Annotated in this window: 13 protein-coding genes and 1 pseudogene; 9 read left to right on the forward strand and 5 right to left on the reverse strand. The window is 71.8% G+C overall.

Annotated elements, in window-relative coordinates; genetic code table 11:
- Positions 1 to 1,033: 1,033 nt before the first annotated feature.
- From ACZ7J0_RS31270 to ACZ7J0_RS31280, 3 genes are all read left to right on the forward strand, one after another.
- Entirely contained in the window at positions 1,034 to 1,765 is a 732-nt protein-coding gene (locus ACZ7J0_RS31270; RefSeq protein WP_470893043.1) for a serine hydrolase, read from the forward strand.
- Positions 1,766 to 3,470: 1,705 nt separating this feature from the next.
- A complete protein-coding gene (locus ACZ7J0_RS31275; protein WP_470893045.1) occupies positions 3,471 to 3,962 on the forward strand; it encodes a hypothetical protein in 492 nt (163 codons plus the stop codon).
- A 312-nt stretch (positions 3,963 to 4,274) separates the two neighbouring features.
- Positions 4,275 to 4,829 carry a hypothetical protein gene (locus ACZ7J0_RS31280; protein WP_470893149.1) on the forward strand — a complete coding sequence of 185 codons (555 nt, stop codon included), beginning with the start codon at positions 4,275 to 4,277 and terminating at the stop codon, positions 4,827 to 4,829.
- Positions 4,830 to 4,869: 40 nt separating this feature from the next.
- On the opposite strand, the gene ACZ7J0_RS31285 is transcribed toward ACZ7J0_RS31280, so the two are convergent.
- Together ACZ7J0_RS31285 and ACZ7J0_RS31290 are read right to left on the reverse strand one after the other, a co-directional pair.
- Complete coding sequence (locus tag ACZ7J0_RS31285; protein WP_470893047.1) at positions 4,870 to 5,049, reverse strand: hypothetical protein; 180 nt, start codon at positions 5,047 to 5,049, stop codon at positions 4,870 to 4,872.
- A 986-nt stretch (positions 5,050 to 6,035) separates the two neighbouring features.
- On the reverse strand, positions 6,036 to 6,518 hold the full coding sequence (locus ACZ7J0_RS31290) for an SPW repeat protein (RefSeq protein WP_470893049.1): 483 nt from the start codon (positions 6,516 to 6,518) through the stop codon (positions 6,036 to 6,038).
- 595 nt (positions 6,519 to 7,113) lie between these two features.
- On the opposite strand from ACZ7J0_RS31290, the gene ACZ7J0_RS31295 reads away from it, so the two are divergent.
- Positions 7,114 to 7,842, forward strand: a complete 729-nt coding sequence (locus tag ACZ7J0_RS31295) for a hypothetical protein (protein ID WP_470893051.1) — start codon at positions 7,114 to 7,116, stop codon at positions 7,840 to 7,842.
- A 292-nt stretch (positions 7,843 to 8,134) separates the two neighbouring features.
- Here the strand turns inward: ACZ7J0_RS31295 and ACZ7J0_RS31300 are convergent, their stop codons facing one another.
- Together ACZ7J0_RS31300 and ACZ7J0_RS31305 are read right to left on the reverse strand one after the other, a co-directional pair.
- Positions 8,135 to 8,710, reverse strand: coding sequence for a TetR/AcrR family transcriptional regulator (locus ACZ7J0_RS31300; protein ID WP_470893151.1), 576 nt, complete (start codon positions 8,708 to 8,710; stop codon positions 8,135 to 8,137).
- 51 nt (positions 8,711 to 8,761) lie between these two features.
- Positions 8,762 to 9,454, reverse strand: a pseudogene (locus ACZ7J0_RS31305) (TetR/AcrR family transcriptional regulator); the annotation flags it as partial.
- A 189-nt stretch (positions 9,455 to 9,643) separates the two neighbouring features.
- Between ACZ7J0_RS31305 and ACZ7J0_RS31310 the strand changes: the two are divergent.
- From ACZ7J0_RS31310 to ACZ7J0_RS31320, 3 genes are all read left to right on the forward strand, one after another.
- Positions 9,644 to 10,855 carry a saccharopine dehydrogenase family protein gene (locus ACZ7J0_RS31310; RefSeq protein ID WP_470893052.1) on the forward strand — a complete coding sequence of 404 codons (1,212 nt, stop codon included), beginning with the start codon at positions 9,644 to 9,646 and terminating at the stop codon, positions 10,853 to 10,855.
- Between the two features lie 130 nt (positions 10,856 to 10,985).
- Positions 10,986 to 12,479: an APC family permease gene (locus tag ACZ7J0_RS31315; RefSeq protein WP_470893054.1), complete on the forward strand. Its 1,494-nt coding sequence runs from the start codon at positions 10,986 to 10,988 to the stop codon at positions 12,477 to 12,479.
- Positions 12,480 to 12,761: 282 nt separating this feature from the next.
- Positions 12,762 to 13,409 carry a hypothetical protein gene (locus ACZ7J0_RS31320; protein ID WP_470893056.1) on the forward strand — a complete coding sequence of 216 codons (648 nt, stop codon included), beginning with the start codon at positions 12,762 to 12,764 and terminating at the stop codon, positions 13,407 to 13,409.
- 456 nt (positions 13,410 to 13,865) lie between these two features.
- Here the strand turns inward: ACZ7J0_RS31320 and ACZ7J0_RS31325 are convergent, their stop codons facing one another.
- A complete protein-coding gene (locus ACZ7J0_RS31325) occupies positions 13,866 to 14,600 on the reverse strand; it encodes a dienelactone hydrolase family protein (protein WP_470893058.1) in 735 nt (244 codons plus the stop codon).
- A 406-nt stretch (positions 14,601 to 15,006) separates the two neighbouring features.
- Between ACZ7J0_RS31325 and ACZ7J0_RS31330 the strand changes: the two genes are divergently transcribed.
- Together ACZ7J0_RS31330 and ACZ7J0_RS31335 are read left to right on the forward strand one after the other, a co-directional pair.
- Positions 15,007 to 15,381, forward strand: a complete 375-nt coding sequence (locus tag ACZ7J0_RS31330) for a PadR family transcriptional regulator (protein ID WP_470893059.1) — start codon at positions 15,007 to 15,009, stop codon at positions 15,379 to 15,381.
- On the forward strand, positions 15,378 to 15,968 hold the full coding sequence (locus tag ACZ7J0_RS31335) for an HAAS signaling domain-containing protein (protein ID WP_470893060.1): 591 nt from the start codon (positions 15,378 to 15,380) through the stop codon (positions 15,966 to 15,968). Before ACZ7J0_RS31330 ends, ACZ7J0_RS31335 begins: the two co-directional genes overlap by 4 nt.
- Positions 15,969 to 16,075 lie beyond the last annotated feature (107 nt).

Genomic DNA, 16,075 nt, shown 5'->3' on the forward strand with positions numbered 1-16,075 from the left:
CCTGCTTCCGCTGCCGGGCCTGCCCCCGCTCCCGCTCCCGCTCCCGGTCCCGCTTCCGCGCCCGGGTCCGCGCCCGTTCCTGCTCCCGCGCCTCGGCCCGTGCCCGTTCCCGGTCCTGCTGCCGGGTCCGGGCCCTCTCTCCCGGGCCCGGCCCCGTGCCGGTTCCTCCTTCCGGGCCGGTTCCTGCTTCCGCTCCCGGGGCCGTTTCCGTGCCTGGGTCCGGGCCTGGGCCGGGTTCCCGGCTGATGGTCTGGCCGGCCTTGTTGTGCTCCGGCCGGTGGCTGGTTGCCTGGCAGGTCGTGTCATCTGGTGTGTGCGCTGTTCCCGCGCCTGTGAGTGTGGCTGTTCGGCTGAGGGCCGCCTGGCGGGGATATCCGAAACGGTGAACGTTTGTTGTCTGTGGGCAGGCCGGTCTTGTGCGTGAGCCGGCGGGCGCTTGTCATCTCTGCCGTCTGGTGGGCTTGTTGGTTGGGCCGGTTTCGGAGCGGTCCTGCATCGGAGCGGTCCTGCTACCGGTTGGTCAAGGCGGTGGCCGCCCGCCCGTGAGGCAGTTGCGGTGGCTGCCGGCCCGTGAGGTTGTTCTGGGCTGCTGGGGAAGCGACACGCGTGTGGGGGTGTCGATCACCACCCTCGCATCCTGATTGTCATAGTTTCCGATTACTTGTTGTCTCTCCTCAGGAATACCGAGGCCCGCCCCGCCATGCCCGATGGACGGAACCGGACGCGCACGAGGCGCGGCGTTCGCGCGTACGCACTGAGGCTCTGTGCCGCTTGTACCGCTACCGCGGTGGTGGCGTCGCTGGCTGCTTGTTCGGCTACTGGCGTGCCCGATGAGGCGCGGGCGGCGCCGGCGCGGGTGGCGTCGGCGCGGGTGGGTGCGCGGGCCGGGGGGCCGCCTGCGGCGCGGGTGCGCGGGAAGGTGGAGGTGGCTGTTCCGCGGGCGTTCAGGCCGCTACGCCGGGGTGAGCCGCGGCCGGGGGTGGCGGTGGGTGGGAAGCTGGATGCGGCTCTTGCGCGGGGGCTGGGGCCGCTTGTGCCGGACGGTGAGACGCGGCTGGCGGTGGCGGTGCTCGACCTGGACAGTGCCGGTCAGCAGATCGCGTCGTACGGGCAGGACGCGACGTTCGAGACGGCGAGCATCATCAAGGTGAATGTTCTCGCGGCGCTGCTGCTGCAGGCGCAGGACGAGGGCCGTGAGCTGAGCGTCGCGGAGCGGCGCAGTGCCGAGGCGATGATCACGGCGAGCGACAACGAGGCGGCGAACGTGCTGTGGCGGGCGATCGGTAAGGCGGAGGGTCTGGACGCGGCGAACCAGCGGCTGGGGCTTTCCTCGACGCAGGGCGGCCCCGGGGTGAGGTGGGGCCTGACCCGGACCACGGCGACGGATCAGGTCAGGCTGTTGCGCGCGGTCTTCGGCCAGCCGGTGGCCTCCGCCCGTTCCCGTGATGACGGGCTGAACCAGGCCTCGCGTGCCTACATCCGGGGCCTGATGGGGGAGATCGCGCAGGGCCAGGACTGGGGGGTGTCCGCGGCCGGTTCCAGGGGTTCCCGATGGGCCCTCAAGAACGGCTGGCTGCAGCGGAGCACGACCGGTCTGTGGGTCATCAACAGCGTCGGCCAGGTCGCGGTGCACGGGCGCCGGTATCTCATCTCGGTCCTCAGCGGCGGCAACCCGTCGATGGAAAGCGGGATCTCGCTGGTCGAACGGGCGGCGCGAGTGGCCCTGGCCGCGGCCGGCGCGCACCTGCGTCCCCATCCCCAGTGACCGCTCCGGCGCGGCGCGAGCCCGCCCGCCCGCGAGCCCGCCCGCCCGCGAGCCCGCCCGCGAGCCCGCCCGCGAGCCCGTCTGCATGCCCGCCGCCTGCCCGCCTGCCCGCCTGCCCGCCTGCCCGCCTGCCCGCCTGCGCGCCTGCGGGGGTGCGGGCGGTGCCCGTGGTGTGTCCGGGGTGCTGTCTTTGCCGGTCTTGGGGCCGGGGGAGTCAAGGTGTTGCCCGGATGCGGTAGTTCTGCCGTGACCCTGCCCCCGTTTCTTCCCTGAAGGGTGGCCCTGCCGCAACGACCCGCGGCGCGGCGTTGGCCGAAGGGCCGGTGTACGTGGAAGGCCGCGGTGGATGTCGAGGGTGTGGCCGGCGCCGTGCGGGAGCGCCGCTATGCGAGGGTGCCCCAGGCGCGCGCGAGGGTCAGGGCCCTGTTCCCCTCTCCCGGACAGCGCGACAGCGCACCCTTTGCCGCCGCCCGCACCAAGAGCCGGCCTGCAACTGACGGCCCGTGTGCGCAGGGCGCCCGCACCGGGAGCCGGCCTGATCGACGGCCTGTGTGCGCAGGCTGTCCGCACCGGGAGCCGGCCTGTAACTGAGGGCCCGTCTTTACAGGCCGCCCGTACCGGCCTGTAAAGACGGGCCGTGTGCGCGGTGAGCCGGCAAGGGCTCGGGGCGTGCGTGCGCACGCCCGCTGGTGCGCGCCGCGCCGCGCTGGGCAGGCCCGGGCCCGTGCTCGGTGTCCCGCACGGCAAGGACGCGGCCCGCTCCCTTTTTTTCGTACGCGCCTGGCGGCTGCAAGGGTGTTGCCCGGCTGCGGGGCCATCCCGGGGGCAGGGTGTGCGTGATCGGACGCAAGCTCGCAGGGCGGCCGCCTCATGCGGACCCGGGGGGCCGCGGTTGCGTGCCGGGCCTTGCGCACTGCGGGAAGCCGGCTCCTTCATGCTGCGGCTGTGCCGCACCGGGCTGCCGGCCGGCGCTGGGCCGGGCCTGTCCCGGGCTGGCCGGCGAGGCCGGCGCCCGTGCCGCTGGCGGCCGCTGACGCCGGATCGGGCTCTCCTGTGCGACAGGACGCGCGCTGCCGGCGGCCGGTGTGCCCGGGGCGCCGGCAGCGCGCGGCGGCGGGGGCTGCCTGGAGCGCGCCTCGCTGTCCCGGCCCGGCCCCTTTGCGTCTGACAGCGCATCCGCCGCAGGTCAGCGCGGCCGGTTCGCTCGCGCCGCAGCCGGCCGCAGCCGACCGTAGCCCCGCACGAGCCCCGGACGTGCTGGGGCCGGTTCGCTCGCGCGGGAGCCGGCCGTAGCCCCGTGCGGGCCCTGGAGGTGCTGCGGCCGGTTCGCAGCTGGCCGCTGCCCGTGCGGGCCTGGGACACGCCGACGGGCGCTGCGGGAATGGCTTTGGTTCTTGACATGCGGTCAGGAGTGGTTCTGAGGGGGTGTCAATGGCCGACACGCCGCCTCGTTGTTCCGGCGGGGTGAAGGCGGCCGGTTCATTCACGCCTCTGGTCTAAGCCGCTTTTCAAGCATCCTGAACCGTCAGCGATTTGACGGTGTCTCAGAAAGACGGGGGTGCTTTCCGGGCGTCTTCGTGTGCGTCCGGTTGGCCGCTGCGCGTCACACGTTAGTGATCTTCGGAGTGCCGCCGGAAATTTCTCTCAGTAAGTTCGTGGACAGATCGGCAGCTGAGCCGATTTACCTGCAAGAAGGAGAACTGAAATGCAGACTCGTACTGTCGCTCTGATCGCCGCGTCTGTGGCGGCCGCGGCCGTGACTGTCACCGGCGTGACCTACGCCTCCGCCTCCTCGCCCGAGGCCGCGCCGTCCGTCCGTGATGTTGTCCCTGCCTCGGCTCCCCTGGGCGGCGACAGCGACTGGAACGACGACCACAAGAAGGACGGGCGCAAGAAGGACCGGCACGACAAGGACGGCTACGACAAGGACGGCTACGGCGACCACCACGGGCGCAACAAGCACGACGACGACGACATTCAGATCAACGAGCGGACGTACTCGGACGACCCGGGTGCGTGTGTCGCGGTGGTCCGTACCGGCCCGAGCTTCAACATCACCAACAACAGCGACGAGACGGTCCAGTTCTTCTCCGGCGACAACTGCGACAACGGCTCTCCGCTGGCCACGGTCGGTCCTGACGGCACCAGCTTCGGAATCGTCGGTACTCCCACGAGCAGCTTCCGCGTCATCGACTGAGACGGCGGCAGCGACCGGCAGAAAAGAAAGTCACCGCAAGATGGTGTGACAGGCCCGCCCATGCTGGAACCCCGGCCCGCCGTAATCGGGCCGGGGCTCCGGCGCAGGGTGTTTTTCCTTCCCCGGAAAACACCCGGCTGGGCTCGTTCATACTATGCGCCCGCCCCGTGGTGATCGCAAAGAGACGCGGGCATACAGCTGATTGGCGGACTATAAGGTCCGGTCGCGCGAAAACGGCGCGTCGCGGGGGAAAGTACGATCGGCCGGCGTCACTGTGGAGCACTACCGGACGAGTGCGGGAGTGCCATGGGAGTGTTGTTGACGTTGGTCAGAGGACTGAACGGTCCTGCCGGTGAACCTGCTGGGACACCGCATATCGACGGCGCGGCGGTGCGCCGGCTCGACGCCGCCGCCGCACGTGCTCGGTACTGGGTGAAAAGAGCCCCGGAAGAAGCGGTTCATCTGCTGCACAGGGCCCGCCTGTACCACATCGCCGCGGCCGCGCTCAGCGTCATCACCGGCCTGCTGGCCGGGCCGCTGATCGCCGACGGTTCCCGTCTGACTGCCCAGATCGTGGTGTCCACGCTGTCGTGCCTCGCCGCGGTGGCCATCGCCGCGCCCTACGCGAGCGGCCTGTACGACCGCAGCGAGGAATCCATCAAGCTCTGCGGAGCGTACGGGGCGATCTACGGTGAACTGCTGCGCGCACGGGGCGGGCTCGGCCCGCACGCCACCACGCGGCCGCGCGTCGGAGAACTCATCCAGCGCCTCGACGACGTCGACACACGCAAGGACGCCCTCGGACTCAACCCGCCGGCCGCGGACTTCGGCCAGGCATCCGGTGAGCATTCCGCATCTGTCCAGTGAACGATGCTGTGAAGGTGCCTTGAACGATGCTGTGAAGGTGTCAGGGTTCGGCGATTCCTGCGGCTGAAGATCCCGGCTCGTGGGCAGCGGCCGCGGCCTCAGGACGCTCCGTGTCTTCCGGGAGGGACGGCGGGCGGGGAAAGACGAAGTCCTCGAGCATCCCCAGGGCGAGCGTCAGTCCCATCATCAGCACGGGCACGCACAGAGCTATGAGGGCCACAGCACCTCCCAGGGGGACCGGCTGTCGGACTCCCGGACCGGCTCCCGCCGCAGGCGGCGGGAGAGGCGGCGGGAAAAACGTGCGGGAAAGCGGGCGTTTCCCTGCCCCGCGGCTTCGGTCTCTGGGGTGTCCGTGCGGCGGCCAGGCCACAGCATTCAGTGTGGAGCCGAATGCGAAACGGCGCATGCCCAGACTCCTCTGGCCCCTACGAGCCGGCGTCCGGGGCCGTCTCCTTCGAACAGGACGGCGGCATCCCGGCGCCGGACGGGCCCCGCCGGCGGACTGGGCGCCGGCGGACTGTGCGCCGGCCGAACTGGGCCGTGTCGTCGGCCTCCCCGCCTTCCGCCGTCACCCGTGGGCTGGTGCTGTTCGGTTCATGCGGCGGCGTCTCCAGGTCGTGGGGCGGTGGCGGTGGGTGAGGTGAAGAGCTGCCAGAGAGCTGCCAAAGAGTGAGGACACCCGCCGGCCGGGGCTGCCTCCCGCCTGGCGGGCATCCGCAGCGTGGGGCCCCTCGCTGCTCCCGCCTGGCGGGACGTACGGCTGACCGTACTTTTCCCGCACGCCAGGACCGGTGGTGCGGGCTCTTCGTGAGGGACACCGCGAAGAGCCCGCTGGGCGGATGCGCCCGCTGCTTGCCGCACCAGTCGTCGCCGGCGAGGGCCGCCGCCCGGCCCCGTACGCCGCTTTGCGAGGCCCGCAAGGAGGCCGGTGTCCCGGCCCGGCCGGTGGACGGCCGCGGGCTCGTGCTCGCTCTGACGGCCTCGCTCTGACCGCCTTGCTCTGACCGCCTCGCTCTGGCGGCCGGGCAAGGACGGCCTTGCTCTGACGGCCTTGCTCTGACGGTTGCTCTGACGGCCGGGCAAGGACGCCCGGCGGCAAGGGCGGCCGGGCAGGGAAGCCCGGCGGCAAGGACGCCCGGCCGCTGGTGGCATGCTCGGACGGCCGGGAGAGGCAGCGCGCCCGGCGGCGGCGCGGGTGCGCCGGTGTCAGCGGTCGCCGGGCATGGTGCGGCGCTCTCGTACGCCGGAGCGGCCGCGAGGGCTGCGGGTGCGGTCCCGGGCGGCGGAGGCGGCGCCGAGGGCGAGGAGGGTGGCGATGGCGCCGGTGATGAGGTTGCTGGTGATGGAGCGGGTGTGGGCGACGTCGCCGGCGACGACCCAGGGGGCGATGCAGGTCCAGACGCCGATGGCGGCCGCGGCCCAGGCCATGGAGTGCGTGCGCTCGTAGGAGTTGCCGAGACCGCCCAGGAGCAGCATGTAGGCGAGGCCTGCGATGAGGTTGGTGACGGCGAGGGTGGTGAAGCCGCTGAAGCCGGCTATCCAGGGGGATGCGGCCAGGTACAGGCCGGTGATGAGGGCGAGGGCCTCGATCATCTGGGCCTGTGGGGTGGTGACGGCGCGGTCGTGCCGGGCGCGCAGTTCCATCAGGTCGGGGTGCTCTTCGATGGGTGCGCGGTGGGTTGACGCCATGATGGCCTCCGTAGGAGGGGTGTTTACCCACCCCCTACCCACAAAACCGGCATAAACAGGTAAAAGGGTAAACAGGTGCATGGGTGAACGGGGCGGTGTCGTGGTCACGGCTATCAGGGTCTGCCGTTGAGGCGGCCGTGACCTTGCCCCTAGCGGGTCGGTCCCGGCGGCGGCCATGCCGAACGCCGAGGACCTGGCCGCCGCCCGCGCCCGGCGCTCCCTCTGCCCCGCGGGGACATCCGGGCCCGGCGGCGCGTTCGCCTGGGCCGGCATCCTTCACACCGCCACGCACGCCGCGCCACGGTGGGCATCCGGCGCTGCGCGGGGGATGGCTGTGGGCAGGCGATGTACGCAGTGGTCAGGGATTCCTTCGTGAAGGGGGTGTGCGTGTGCGGGCGCCGTGCGAGGACACCGTCTGGGGGCTGCTGGTTTTGCTGCGAGGCTTCCTCCCGGGTGCTGCCGGCCCCTGGCCTGCTTGCTGTGCCTCTTGCTGCGCCGCTGGGTGGGAGCACAGTGGCCGATGCCGGGCGTTGGACCGTTGAAGGGAGCGATCTTCTTGCACGCACCGCACTGCCCGCACGATGAGGAGGACCCGATGAGCGCGGCCGACGAGCAACGGCAGTGGCCGGACGAGGTCAGTCTCGACAACGCGAGGACGACACTGCTGCAGCTTCTCGCGCGGGCGGGGGTCGCCATGGACGACGCGCGGGAACTGATCGGGCTCGTCGAGGCCGGGGCGCTGGCTCGCGCGTACGAGGAGCTGAGCGGCGCCGGGACCGCGCAGGGCGACAAGGAAGGGGCGTACGCCTCGGGCCGGCTCGATGGTGCCGGGGACCTCCTGGACAGGCTCGGCGCCCTTGCCGAGCAGAGCGTGCTGCGGGCCGTGGGCGCGGACGGGCAGCCGGGCGGGGCCGGGGTCGGACCGCGGGCCGGGCGCATGGAGGTGGAACGGGTGCGCGTGGCACTCACCCCTCTGTACCTGTCGTTGACCGCGGTCTCGGAGCTGGATCCGGAGGTGACCGAAGAGGTGCTCGCCGCCGTCCTCGCCACGATGGGCCGCCGGCAGCGGGCCGGCTACGCCGGGCGGCTGACGCGGTTCGCCGCCGTCCACCACACCCGCCTGGAGCGGCTGTTCGCGGCATTCGGACCGGGCAGCACCATCACGGTGCACGGCCGGTACTCGCTTCTGCACTCCGCCACCAGCATCGCCGTGCTGGAGCGGCTCGTCGCCGCGCCGCAGGCGCTGCGCGAGGAGTGGGACGCAGCCGAGCTGCCGCCCGCGTGGCTGGACGGGCTCACGACCGCCTGGAACGCCCCGGCGTGACCGCGCGCCTCCCGCGCCGACGGGGGCACCTGGCGGACAGCGCCGGCGCCGGCGCCGGTAGGGCGTACGGCGACGCGAGGTCGCCGAGCCGGCGTCCGGCCACCCGCGTGCGGCGTTGTGGCAATTCCCAAGGGCACGGACCAGGTGACCGCCGTGCCGAGCCCGAGGACTGCCTCGCCGGCCGGTCACTGGCCGGCTTGGTGCCCGGGCCTTCGCCACGCGGAGAACATCCACGGCCGCACGCCCCCGCCACGTGGCCGTGCGGCCGCCTCGCCGGCGGATCGCCCATGCCCTACGGCCGGTTCACGTCCATGACGTCGACCAGTTTCGTGATCACGCCGGCGTTGACGCCGCAGACGCGCAGGACGCTTCGGGCAAGTGCGGCGGTGGCGTCGGTGAGTGGCATCGTGCCGGCGCTCACCGCGTGTGCGGCGGCGTGGCCGAGGGAGATGACGGCGCCGGCCAGCCAGGAGGTGTCGAGATCACCGGCGAACTCGCCGGTCTGCCGGCCGCGGGTCAGTACGCGCTCGAGGTGGCCGGACACGGCGTGGTGACGCCCCTCGCCGGCGCCGGCGCAGGTCGGGGCGGCGGTGTGGGCGAGCAGCCGGGGGTAGCGCAGAAGTGTGCGCCAGCCGGCGTCGAGCAGGCGCAGCAGCGCTTCCGCGGCGGGGCCCTCGTCCAGGTCGGCGGCGTCCATTTCGGCGACGGCTTCGGCGGTGATCGCCTCGATCACCGCACCGATGAGTGCCTCGCGGGTCTTGAAACGGGCGTACACGCTTCGGCGGCTCACACCGGCGGCCGTGGCGATGTCCTCGACGCGCGCATGCGGGTCCCTGGCCAGGGTCTTCCTGGCGGCCGCGAGGATCACGCCGACGCCGCGGCCGGCCTCAACACGGCCTGGCCTTGGCCGCGGAGCAGTCGCGAGCGTTGCCGCCGCGCTGTCGAGCAGCATCTCCAGGGCGCTCGGGTAGGCGCTGTCGTTCATGCGGGCGACCAGCAGGGGAGCGGTGGCTGCGATGTTCGGATGGCTCTGGGGGGACAGCCGGGCGTAGGTTGCGCGCCACACTGCCTCGTCGGCTGCCCGGGCCGCCTGCGGGAGGGCGAGGCTGGCGGCGTCGAGGGCGGCGAAGGCGAGGGCCAGGTCGATGAACGCCTGATAGACGCGTACGACATCGGGATCGGGCAGGCCCGCGGAGCGCAGGATGCCCAGGATCGCCTCGTCGGCGGCGATCTCATGGGACCGCCCACTGACCCGGTTGGCGGTCAGCACGGCCGCCTCGGGGTGGCTGAGGTAGGCGCTGTGGATGCGAAGACCGACGCCCCGCAGGTCGGCGCGCCAGTCACCGGTGGCCCGCCAGCCCAGCATGGCGCGTCCGATCAGCTCGTCGGCGATGGCCAGCGTCAGGTCGTCGGTGCCGCGGAAGTAGCGGTACAGCGTGCTGGGATCGGCGCCGAGCGCCACGCCCAGACGCCGCACAGTCAGCCCTTCTGGGCCGTGTTCGTGCAGCATGCGCAGTGCGGTCTCCACGATCAGCTGCTGCGTGAGGACCACGCCCTGCTTGGTCGGTTTCCTGCGGCGCCGGTCCGCCTGCGGCACCACCTTCTTGGCCATGACCGCTCCCTTCAACCGCCCGCCCGAAGCCGGCGGGTGCGCCGGGCCGGCACCGGCCGGGTCGCGGTCACCGGCCCCCGGAGCCGGCGGCGGCACCAGCTTATGCCAACGCCGTTGACGCATTTTGGGGCGGGCCCGTTTCATGGCGCACCCAGGGCCTCGGCCTTCCCGATGAAAGGCTTCTTTGCCATGCGAGTACTCCTTGTGGGCGCGGGCGGCGTGGGCACCGCGATCACCAAGATCGCCGCCCGCCGCTCCTTCTTCGACCACATGGTCGTCGCCGACTACGACGCCTCCCGCGCCCAGGCGGCCGTGGCCGTACTGGGCGCGGGTGAGAGGCGGTTCAGCGCGGCACGCGTCGACGCCGGCGACCAGGCCGCGGTCACCGGCCTGCTCCGGCAGGAGCGGTGCGATGTGCTGCTGAACGCCACCGACCCGCGGTACGTCATGCCGCTGTTCGAGGCCGCGCTGGCAGCCGGCGCGCACTACCTGGACATGGCGATGTCCCTGTCCTCCCGGCACCCCGAGCGCCCGTATGAGCAGTGCGGGATCAAACTCGGCGACCGGCAGTTCGACCGCGCCGCCCAGTGGGAGAAAGCCGGCAGGCTGGCGCTCGTCGGCGTCGGCGTGGAGCCCGGCCTCTCGGACGTCTTCGCCCGCTACGCGGCGCAGGAACTGTTCGACGAGATCGAGGAGATCGGGGTCCGCGACGGCGCCGACCTGACGGTCGACGGCTACGGCTTCGCGCCGTCCTTCTCCATCTGGACGACGATCGAGGAATGCCTGAACCCGCCGGTGATCTGGGAGAAGGACCGCGGCTGGTTCACCACCGCTCCCTTCAGCGAACCGGAGGTCTTCGACTTCCCCGAGGGAATCGGCCCCCTCGAGTGCGTCAACATCGAACACGAAGAGGTGCTGCTCATCCCGCGCTGGGTGGACGCCCAGCGGGTCACCTTCAAGTACGGGCTGGGCGAGGAGTTCATCGAGACCCTCAAAACACTGCACAAGCTGGGCCTTGACCGCACCGGGAAGGTGACCCTGCCCGGCGGCGTCGAGGTCTGTCCGCGTGACGTCGTCGCGGCCTGCCTGCCCGACCCGGCCACGCTCGGCGACCGTATGCACGGCAAGACGTGCGCCGGCACCTGGGTGAAGGGAACCAAGGACGGCCGTGCGCGCCAGGTGTACCTGTACCACGTCGTCGACAACCAGTGGTCGATGCGCGAATACGGCTCGCAGGCCGTGGTCTGGCAGACCGCCATCAACCCGGTCGTCGCCCTGGAACTGCTGGCGGACGGTACCTGGAGCGCCGCCGGCGTCCTTGGCCCCGAAGCCTTCGCCCCCCAACCCTTCCTGGACCTGCTGAGCGCCTACGGCTCCCCCTGGGCCATGCGCGACCAGTAGGACCGACGCGGCGGTGCGCCCCGGCCACCCAACGGGCCGGGCGCACCGCCGCACCCCTCCCCTCTCCTGCCCCCCCCGGCACCCCCGGGGGCACCCCGCACCAGCCACGCCGACACCGAAGCGAGGGAGAATGAACGACGACATCGCGGGCGCCGACGCGCCCCGGGGCCTGAAAACCGATGCGATCGGCTTCACCGACGCGCTCGTCATCGGCCTGAACTCCACCTCCCCGGCCTACTCACTGGCCGCCGCCATCGGCCCGGTCGTGGCGCTCGTGGGCGTCCACGCCCCCGGCGTCATGCTCGCCGCGTTCGTGCCGATGCTGCTGATCGCCTCGGCGTTCTTCTACCTCAACAAGGCCGACCAGGACTGCGGCACGACCTTCTCCTGGGTCACCCGGGCGATGGGACCGTGGGCGGGCTGGCTCGGCGGCTGGGCCGTGGCGATGACCGGTGTCCTGGTCGTCGGGTCACTGGCCGACGTCGCGGTCACCTTCGGCCTGCTCACCGTCGGCCTGGACAGCTGGGCCGAGAGCGAGCCGGTGCGCCAGACACTGACCGTGCTCCTCATCGTGGTGATGACAGCCGTGTGCGTCATCGGTACCGAGGCGTCGGCCAAGGTGCAAAACGTCCTCATCCTCGCCCAGGTCGCCTGCCTCCTCGCCTTCGCGGCGGTGGCCCTCTACCGCGTCCACGCCCAAACGTCGACGCTGAAGTCCCTCATCCCCGCGCCCGGCTGGCTGGACCCGTTCGGCGCCGGAGGCGCGGCGCTGACCGCGGGACTCCTGCTGGGGGTGTTCCTCTACTGGGGCTGGGAATCGGCGGTCAACCTCACCGAAGAGGTGAAAGACCCCGCCACCGCGCCCGGCAAAGCGGGCATCTGGTCCACGATCGTGCTCCTGGTGACGTACGTATCGGTCGCCTTCGCCGTCGTCGCCTACGCCGGCACCGCCTTCCTGGCCGACAACGCCGATGAGGAGGAAGCAATTTTCGCCCTGCTCGCCGGAGAAGTCATGGGCGGCTGGGACTGGATCGTGCTCCTCGCGGTCTCCACCTCCGCCCTCGCATCAACCCAGACCACGATCATCCCCGCCTCCCGCACCCTTTTGTCCATGGCCCGCCGCCACGCCCTGCCCGCTCACTTCTCCCGCATCCACCCCCGCTTCCGCACCCCGCACACCAGCACCTGGTGGGTCGCGGCCGTGGCCATCACCTGGTACCTGGCGGTCAACCAGATCAGCACCAACGCCCTGTTCGACTCACTGACCGCCCTGTCGCTGCTCATCGCGTTCTATTACGCCCTCACCGGCGTGGCCTGCGCGCTCTACTACCGCCGCCGGCTGACCGAGAGCCTGCGCAACTTCCTCTTCATCGGCCTCGGCCCGGTGACCGGCTCCGTACTGCTGACCTGGCTGCTCGCCGAATCGGTCATCGACATGTCCGACCCGCGCAACTCCTACAGCGGCGTCTCCTGGTTCGGCATGGGCCCGCCGCTCGTCATCGGCATCGGCATCGCGGCCACTGGAGTGATCATCATGTTCGCCCGGCGCCTCCTGGCGCCCGCCTACTGGTCCGAGCGCCCCGGTGTGTTCACCCCGGGCGCCAAGCCCGCAAAGAAGCGGTGACACACCGGCCGCCCCTGGACACGACGCATCGAGCGGCGCACGCGTTCGGCGAGCCGGCCCGGGCGCGTCGGCGCCCGTGTATCAGCGCCCGCCGGCCCCGAGGCCCCATTGTCACACCGGGGCGTTACAGTGTGCGCCGCGGTTAAGACGGCCGACCACCGTTCTCCTCGGGCAGGGCCCGCCGCAGCACCCTGGTGACATGCCGTCAGGGGTGTACGGGGGCCGGCCGCCCGGCTGTTCGGCGTGTCCCCGTTCGAAAACCGAGAAACAGCCGGGAGACCCATGAGAAAGAGAGCGCGGAGAGCGAGCATTCTCGCCGCCGCCACCGCCGTCGCGGCCACGGGTGTGTTCATGGCCGCACCGAACGCCAGCGCGGGCACGTCCGAGATCGTGAACCCCGGCTTCGAAAGCGGCAACGCGTCCTGGAACGAGAAGGTGACCCCGTTCGCAGGGCACCCCATCAACAGCTCCTCCGCGTGGCCGGCCCACTCGGGCACCGGCAAGGCGGAGCTGGGCGGCCAGGGCCTGACCGGCATGAGCCGCGTCTCGCAGCAGGTCACGGTCCCGGCGTACCGGGTTCCGGTGCTGTCGTTCTGGGTGCGCAGCGACGTGGTCCACGCCGGGACGAGCGGCTTCGGCTTCCGCCAGCTGGTCGTGGAGGCCACGGCGGAGGACGGCACACCCCATGAGCTGCACGACCGCATGAACAAGGCCGGGACCAGCGGTTCCTACGAGAAGGTGACGGTCGCACTGCCCGACGCCTTCTACAGCTCGTCTCCGCAGAAGGTGAACATCAGCTTCCTGGTGATCGAGGACGCGGCGAACCGGATGCCGTTCCTGATCGACGACGTGACCATGGAGTACCGCTTCAAGGCGATCGACCGGCCGGTGGTCATTCCGGGCGGGATCTTCCGGCCCATCGGGGGCTGATTGCCCCGGCCGGGCAGGGCGGGACCGTAACGCCGTGGACGCCCCGCGGACAGCCGTTGCGGTCAGAGCGTCAGCATCCCGGCCGGGTGACGGTCGTCGATCCGGGCATGATCAGCACGCTGCGGGCGGTGGGCCTCACTGCGGCCTCAGCTCTCCTCGCTGCGGCTGTGGCGCGTGCGGGCATCCTCCGCGCGGCGCAGCCTGTTGGCGGCGCTGCCGGCCTGAACGCCGGCCTTTTCGCCCAGCGTCCGCGAACTCGCCACAGGCGATGGCCCGCGGCGAACGGTCACCGGGTTGCCGGGCCGGGGAGCAGGATCGGCTTCAGCCCAGGGGGGATCACGGCCCGGTGGCGCAGGCCGGATGAGGGCGGGCTGCGCCCGCCCTCACACAGGCCTCAATAGAACCGCTGGGGGCTCCGGAGCCACGTACTGCGGGTCCGGGTTCCGGGCCCAAGCCTCAGCCGTGGGCCAGGGTGCGGTCGAGGAGGGGCAGCAGGCGGTCCCAGTGGCGCTGCAGCGCGGCGGGGTTGAAGGCGTCGGTGTCGGACATGGTGAAGCCGTGGACGGTGCCGGGGTAGATCTCGGAGGTGTAGCCGACCCCCGCGGCGTCCAGGGCCTGGTTGAGCTCGCCGAGGGCCTCGGGCGTCAGGTCGCCCTCGGCGTGACCGAGGTGGACCTCGGCGGTCAGCCCGGCGAGGCTGCCGGGCCCGTCGGCGCCCACGGGGCCGTGGAAGGCGGCGACGGCGGCCACCTGGCCGGGGTGGGCCGCGGCGGTGCGCACCGCCAGGAGGCCGCCTATGCAGTAGCCGGTCACCGCGACCGGCCCGGCGCCGACCCCGGGCCGGGTGGTGAGAAACCTGAGGTAGGCGTCGGCGTCGCTCAGGACACGGTCGGCGGTGTGCGCTTCGATCAAGGGCATCAGCTGGGCGAAGACCGCGGGCCGGGCCTCTTCTCCGATGTGCCCGGGAAGGTCGATCACCGGTGCCGGGCCGTGCCGGTAGAAGAGGTTGGGGACGAGCACGTAGTACCCGTGCCCGGCCAGTTCGCGGGCCATCTCCCGCAGCACGGGCCGGATGCCGAAGCCGTCCGCGTACATCAGCACCCCCGGGTGCCGCTCACCACCGTCGGGGAAGGCGGCGAAAGCGTCGGCCCGGCCGTCCGCGGTGGGAACGTGCAGCGTCGTGATGGGCATGAGGTCTCCTGTCGTGGTTGACGTGTCGAGCTGTGGTCAGCACGACAGGAGGCGGAGCCCGCGCAGCAGCGCCGGGTCCTCGGTCCAACAGCGGGCCGGCACTGGCCCGTACGGCGCTCAGAGGAGCGCCGGGTCACCAATCCGTGTGTGGCGCAATGCCGTCCCGGTAGTCATCGCCGCACAACGTAGCCCACCGCACAGGACCGGTGCCAACCCCCCACGTACGCAGAGCTGTTCACGAGAATGACCCCCGCTCAGCACCAGGATCCCGACCCGGTCGACGCGCTGCCCGGGACAGCGGAGACGCCCCGGAACGCCGCAGCCACCGCCACCACCAGAGCTGATGGGCCCAAGGGAATCCGGCCCCCCTTCTCATTCACTTGCCCCACCAGGTATCTTGCATCGCATGGAACCAGGTGAGTCGGCCAAGCAGGCCCGGGCAGCCGCCCAGCTGCGCAAGGGCGTCCTGGAGTACTGCGTACTCGCCCTGATGCGGGACCGCCCCCGCTACGGCGTGGAACTCCTCAACGCCCTGGAGGACTCCGGCGCCCTGGCCACCAGCCAGGGCACGGTCTACCCGCTGCTCTCCCGACTCCGCCGCGACGACCTGGTCACCACCACCTGGCAGGAATCCGCCTCCGGACCACCCCGTCGCTACTACGCGCTCACCGACAGCGGCCGGGCCGCGCTCGAGGAGTTCACCCGCCTGTGGCCCGGCTTCCGCAACGCCGTCGACGCGTTCCTGGCCACCCCGCACCCCTCCACCGGAGACCTCGCATGAAAACCTCTGCCGACCCCGTACGCGACTACCTCCGCGCCGTCGAGCGCGAGGGCTCCGCACTGCCCGCCGACCGTCGCCAGGAACTCCTCGCCGACCTCGCCGAACACATCGAGGTGGCCCGCGCCGAACGCCCCGACGCCGCGATCGGCGAGATCCTCGCCGAGCTGGGCGACCCCCGCACGATCGCGGCAACGGCGCTGGCCGAGGCGGGGAACGGGGACGGCGGGGCCTCGGCCCGCAGCGGTGCCGGCGCACCCGCCCGGCCCGGCAAGGTGCACCCCCTGGTCCCGCTCCTGATGCTCACCCTCTCGCTGCCCTTCATGATGGTCTTCCCCGACCTCCCCGGGCCGCTGTTCGGCGTCCTGTTCCGCATCACCGGCGCGGTACTTCTGTGCACCTCAGTGCACTGGACCGCCGTCCACAAAACCACCGGCGTACTGCTCACCGCCATCCTGCCGAGCGCCGTCATCACCACCTGGAACCTGTCGGGCGCCCCGGCCGGCACCCCGGCCCTCCTGGCCAACCTGATCACGCTCGCCCTGCTCGCCGGCACCGCAGCATGGCTCTGGCGGGTGCGCCGCGCCTGAGAAGCCGTGCGCGGCCTGCGGGTATCAAGAGCCGTTGGGCGACTGGCGCGGTGACCGAGGGCGGCCGCTCAGCGGTTGACGCGACGGGTCATGAGGGTGACGGCGGC

This window comes from Streptomyces sp. NPDC038280 (genome assembly GCF_055600045.1).

Bases quoted from the DNA above. Each gene is read 5' to 3' on its own strand.
- ACZ7J0_RS31325 (WP_470893058.1), bottom strand. From the start codon at position 14,600: ATGCCCATCACGACGCTGCACGTTCCCACCGCGGACGGCCGGGCCGAC.
- ACZ7J0_RS31330 (WP_470893059.1), top strand. From the start codon at position 15,007: ATGGAACCAGGTGAGTCGGCCAAGCAGGCCCGGGCAGCCGCCCAGCTG.
- ACZ7J0_RS31335 (WP_470893060.1), top strand. From the start codon at position 15,378: ATGAAAACCTCTGCCGACCCCGTACGCGACTACCTCCGCGCCGTCGAG.
- ACZ7J0_RS31320 (WP_470893056.1), top strand. From the start codon at position 12,762: ATGAGAAAGAGAGCGCGGAGAGCGAGCATTCTCGCCGCCGCCACCGCC.
- ACZ7J0_RS31310 (WP_470893052.1), top strand. From the start codon at position 9,644: ATGCGAGTACTCCTTGTGGGCGCGGGCGGCGTGGGCACCGCGATCACC.
- ACZ7J0_RS31295 (WP_470893051.1), top strand. From the start codon at position 7,114: ATGAGCGCGGCCGACGAGCAACGGCAGTGGCCGGACGAGGTCAGTCTC.
- ACZ7J0_RS31290 (WP_470893049.1), bottom strand. From the start codon at position 6,518: ATGGCGTCAACCCACCGCGCACCCATCGAAGAGCACCCCGACCTGATG.
- ACZ7J0_RS31315 (WP_470893054.1), top strand. From the start codon at position 10,986: ATGAACGACGACATCGCGGGCGCCGACGCGCCCCGGGGCCTGAAAACC.
- ACZ7J0_RS31275 (WP_470893045.1), top strand. From the start codon at position 3,471: ATGCAGACTCGTACTGTCGCTCTGATCGCCGCGTCTGTGGCGGCCGCG.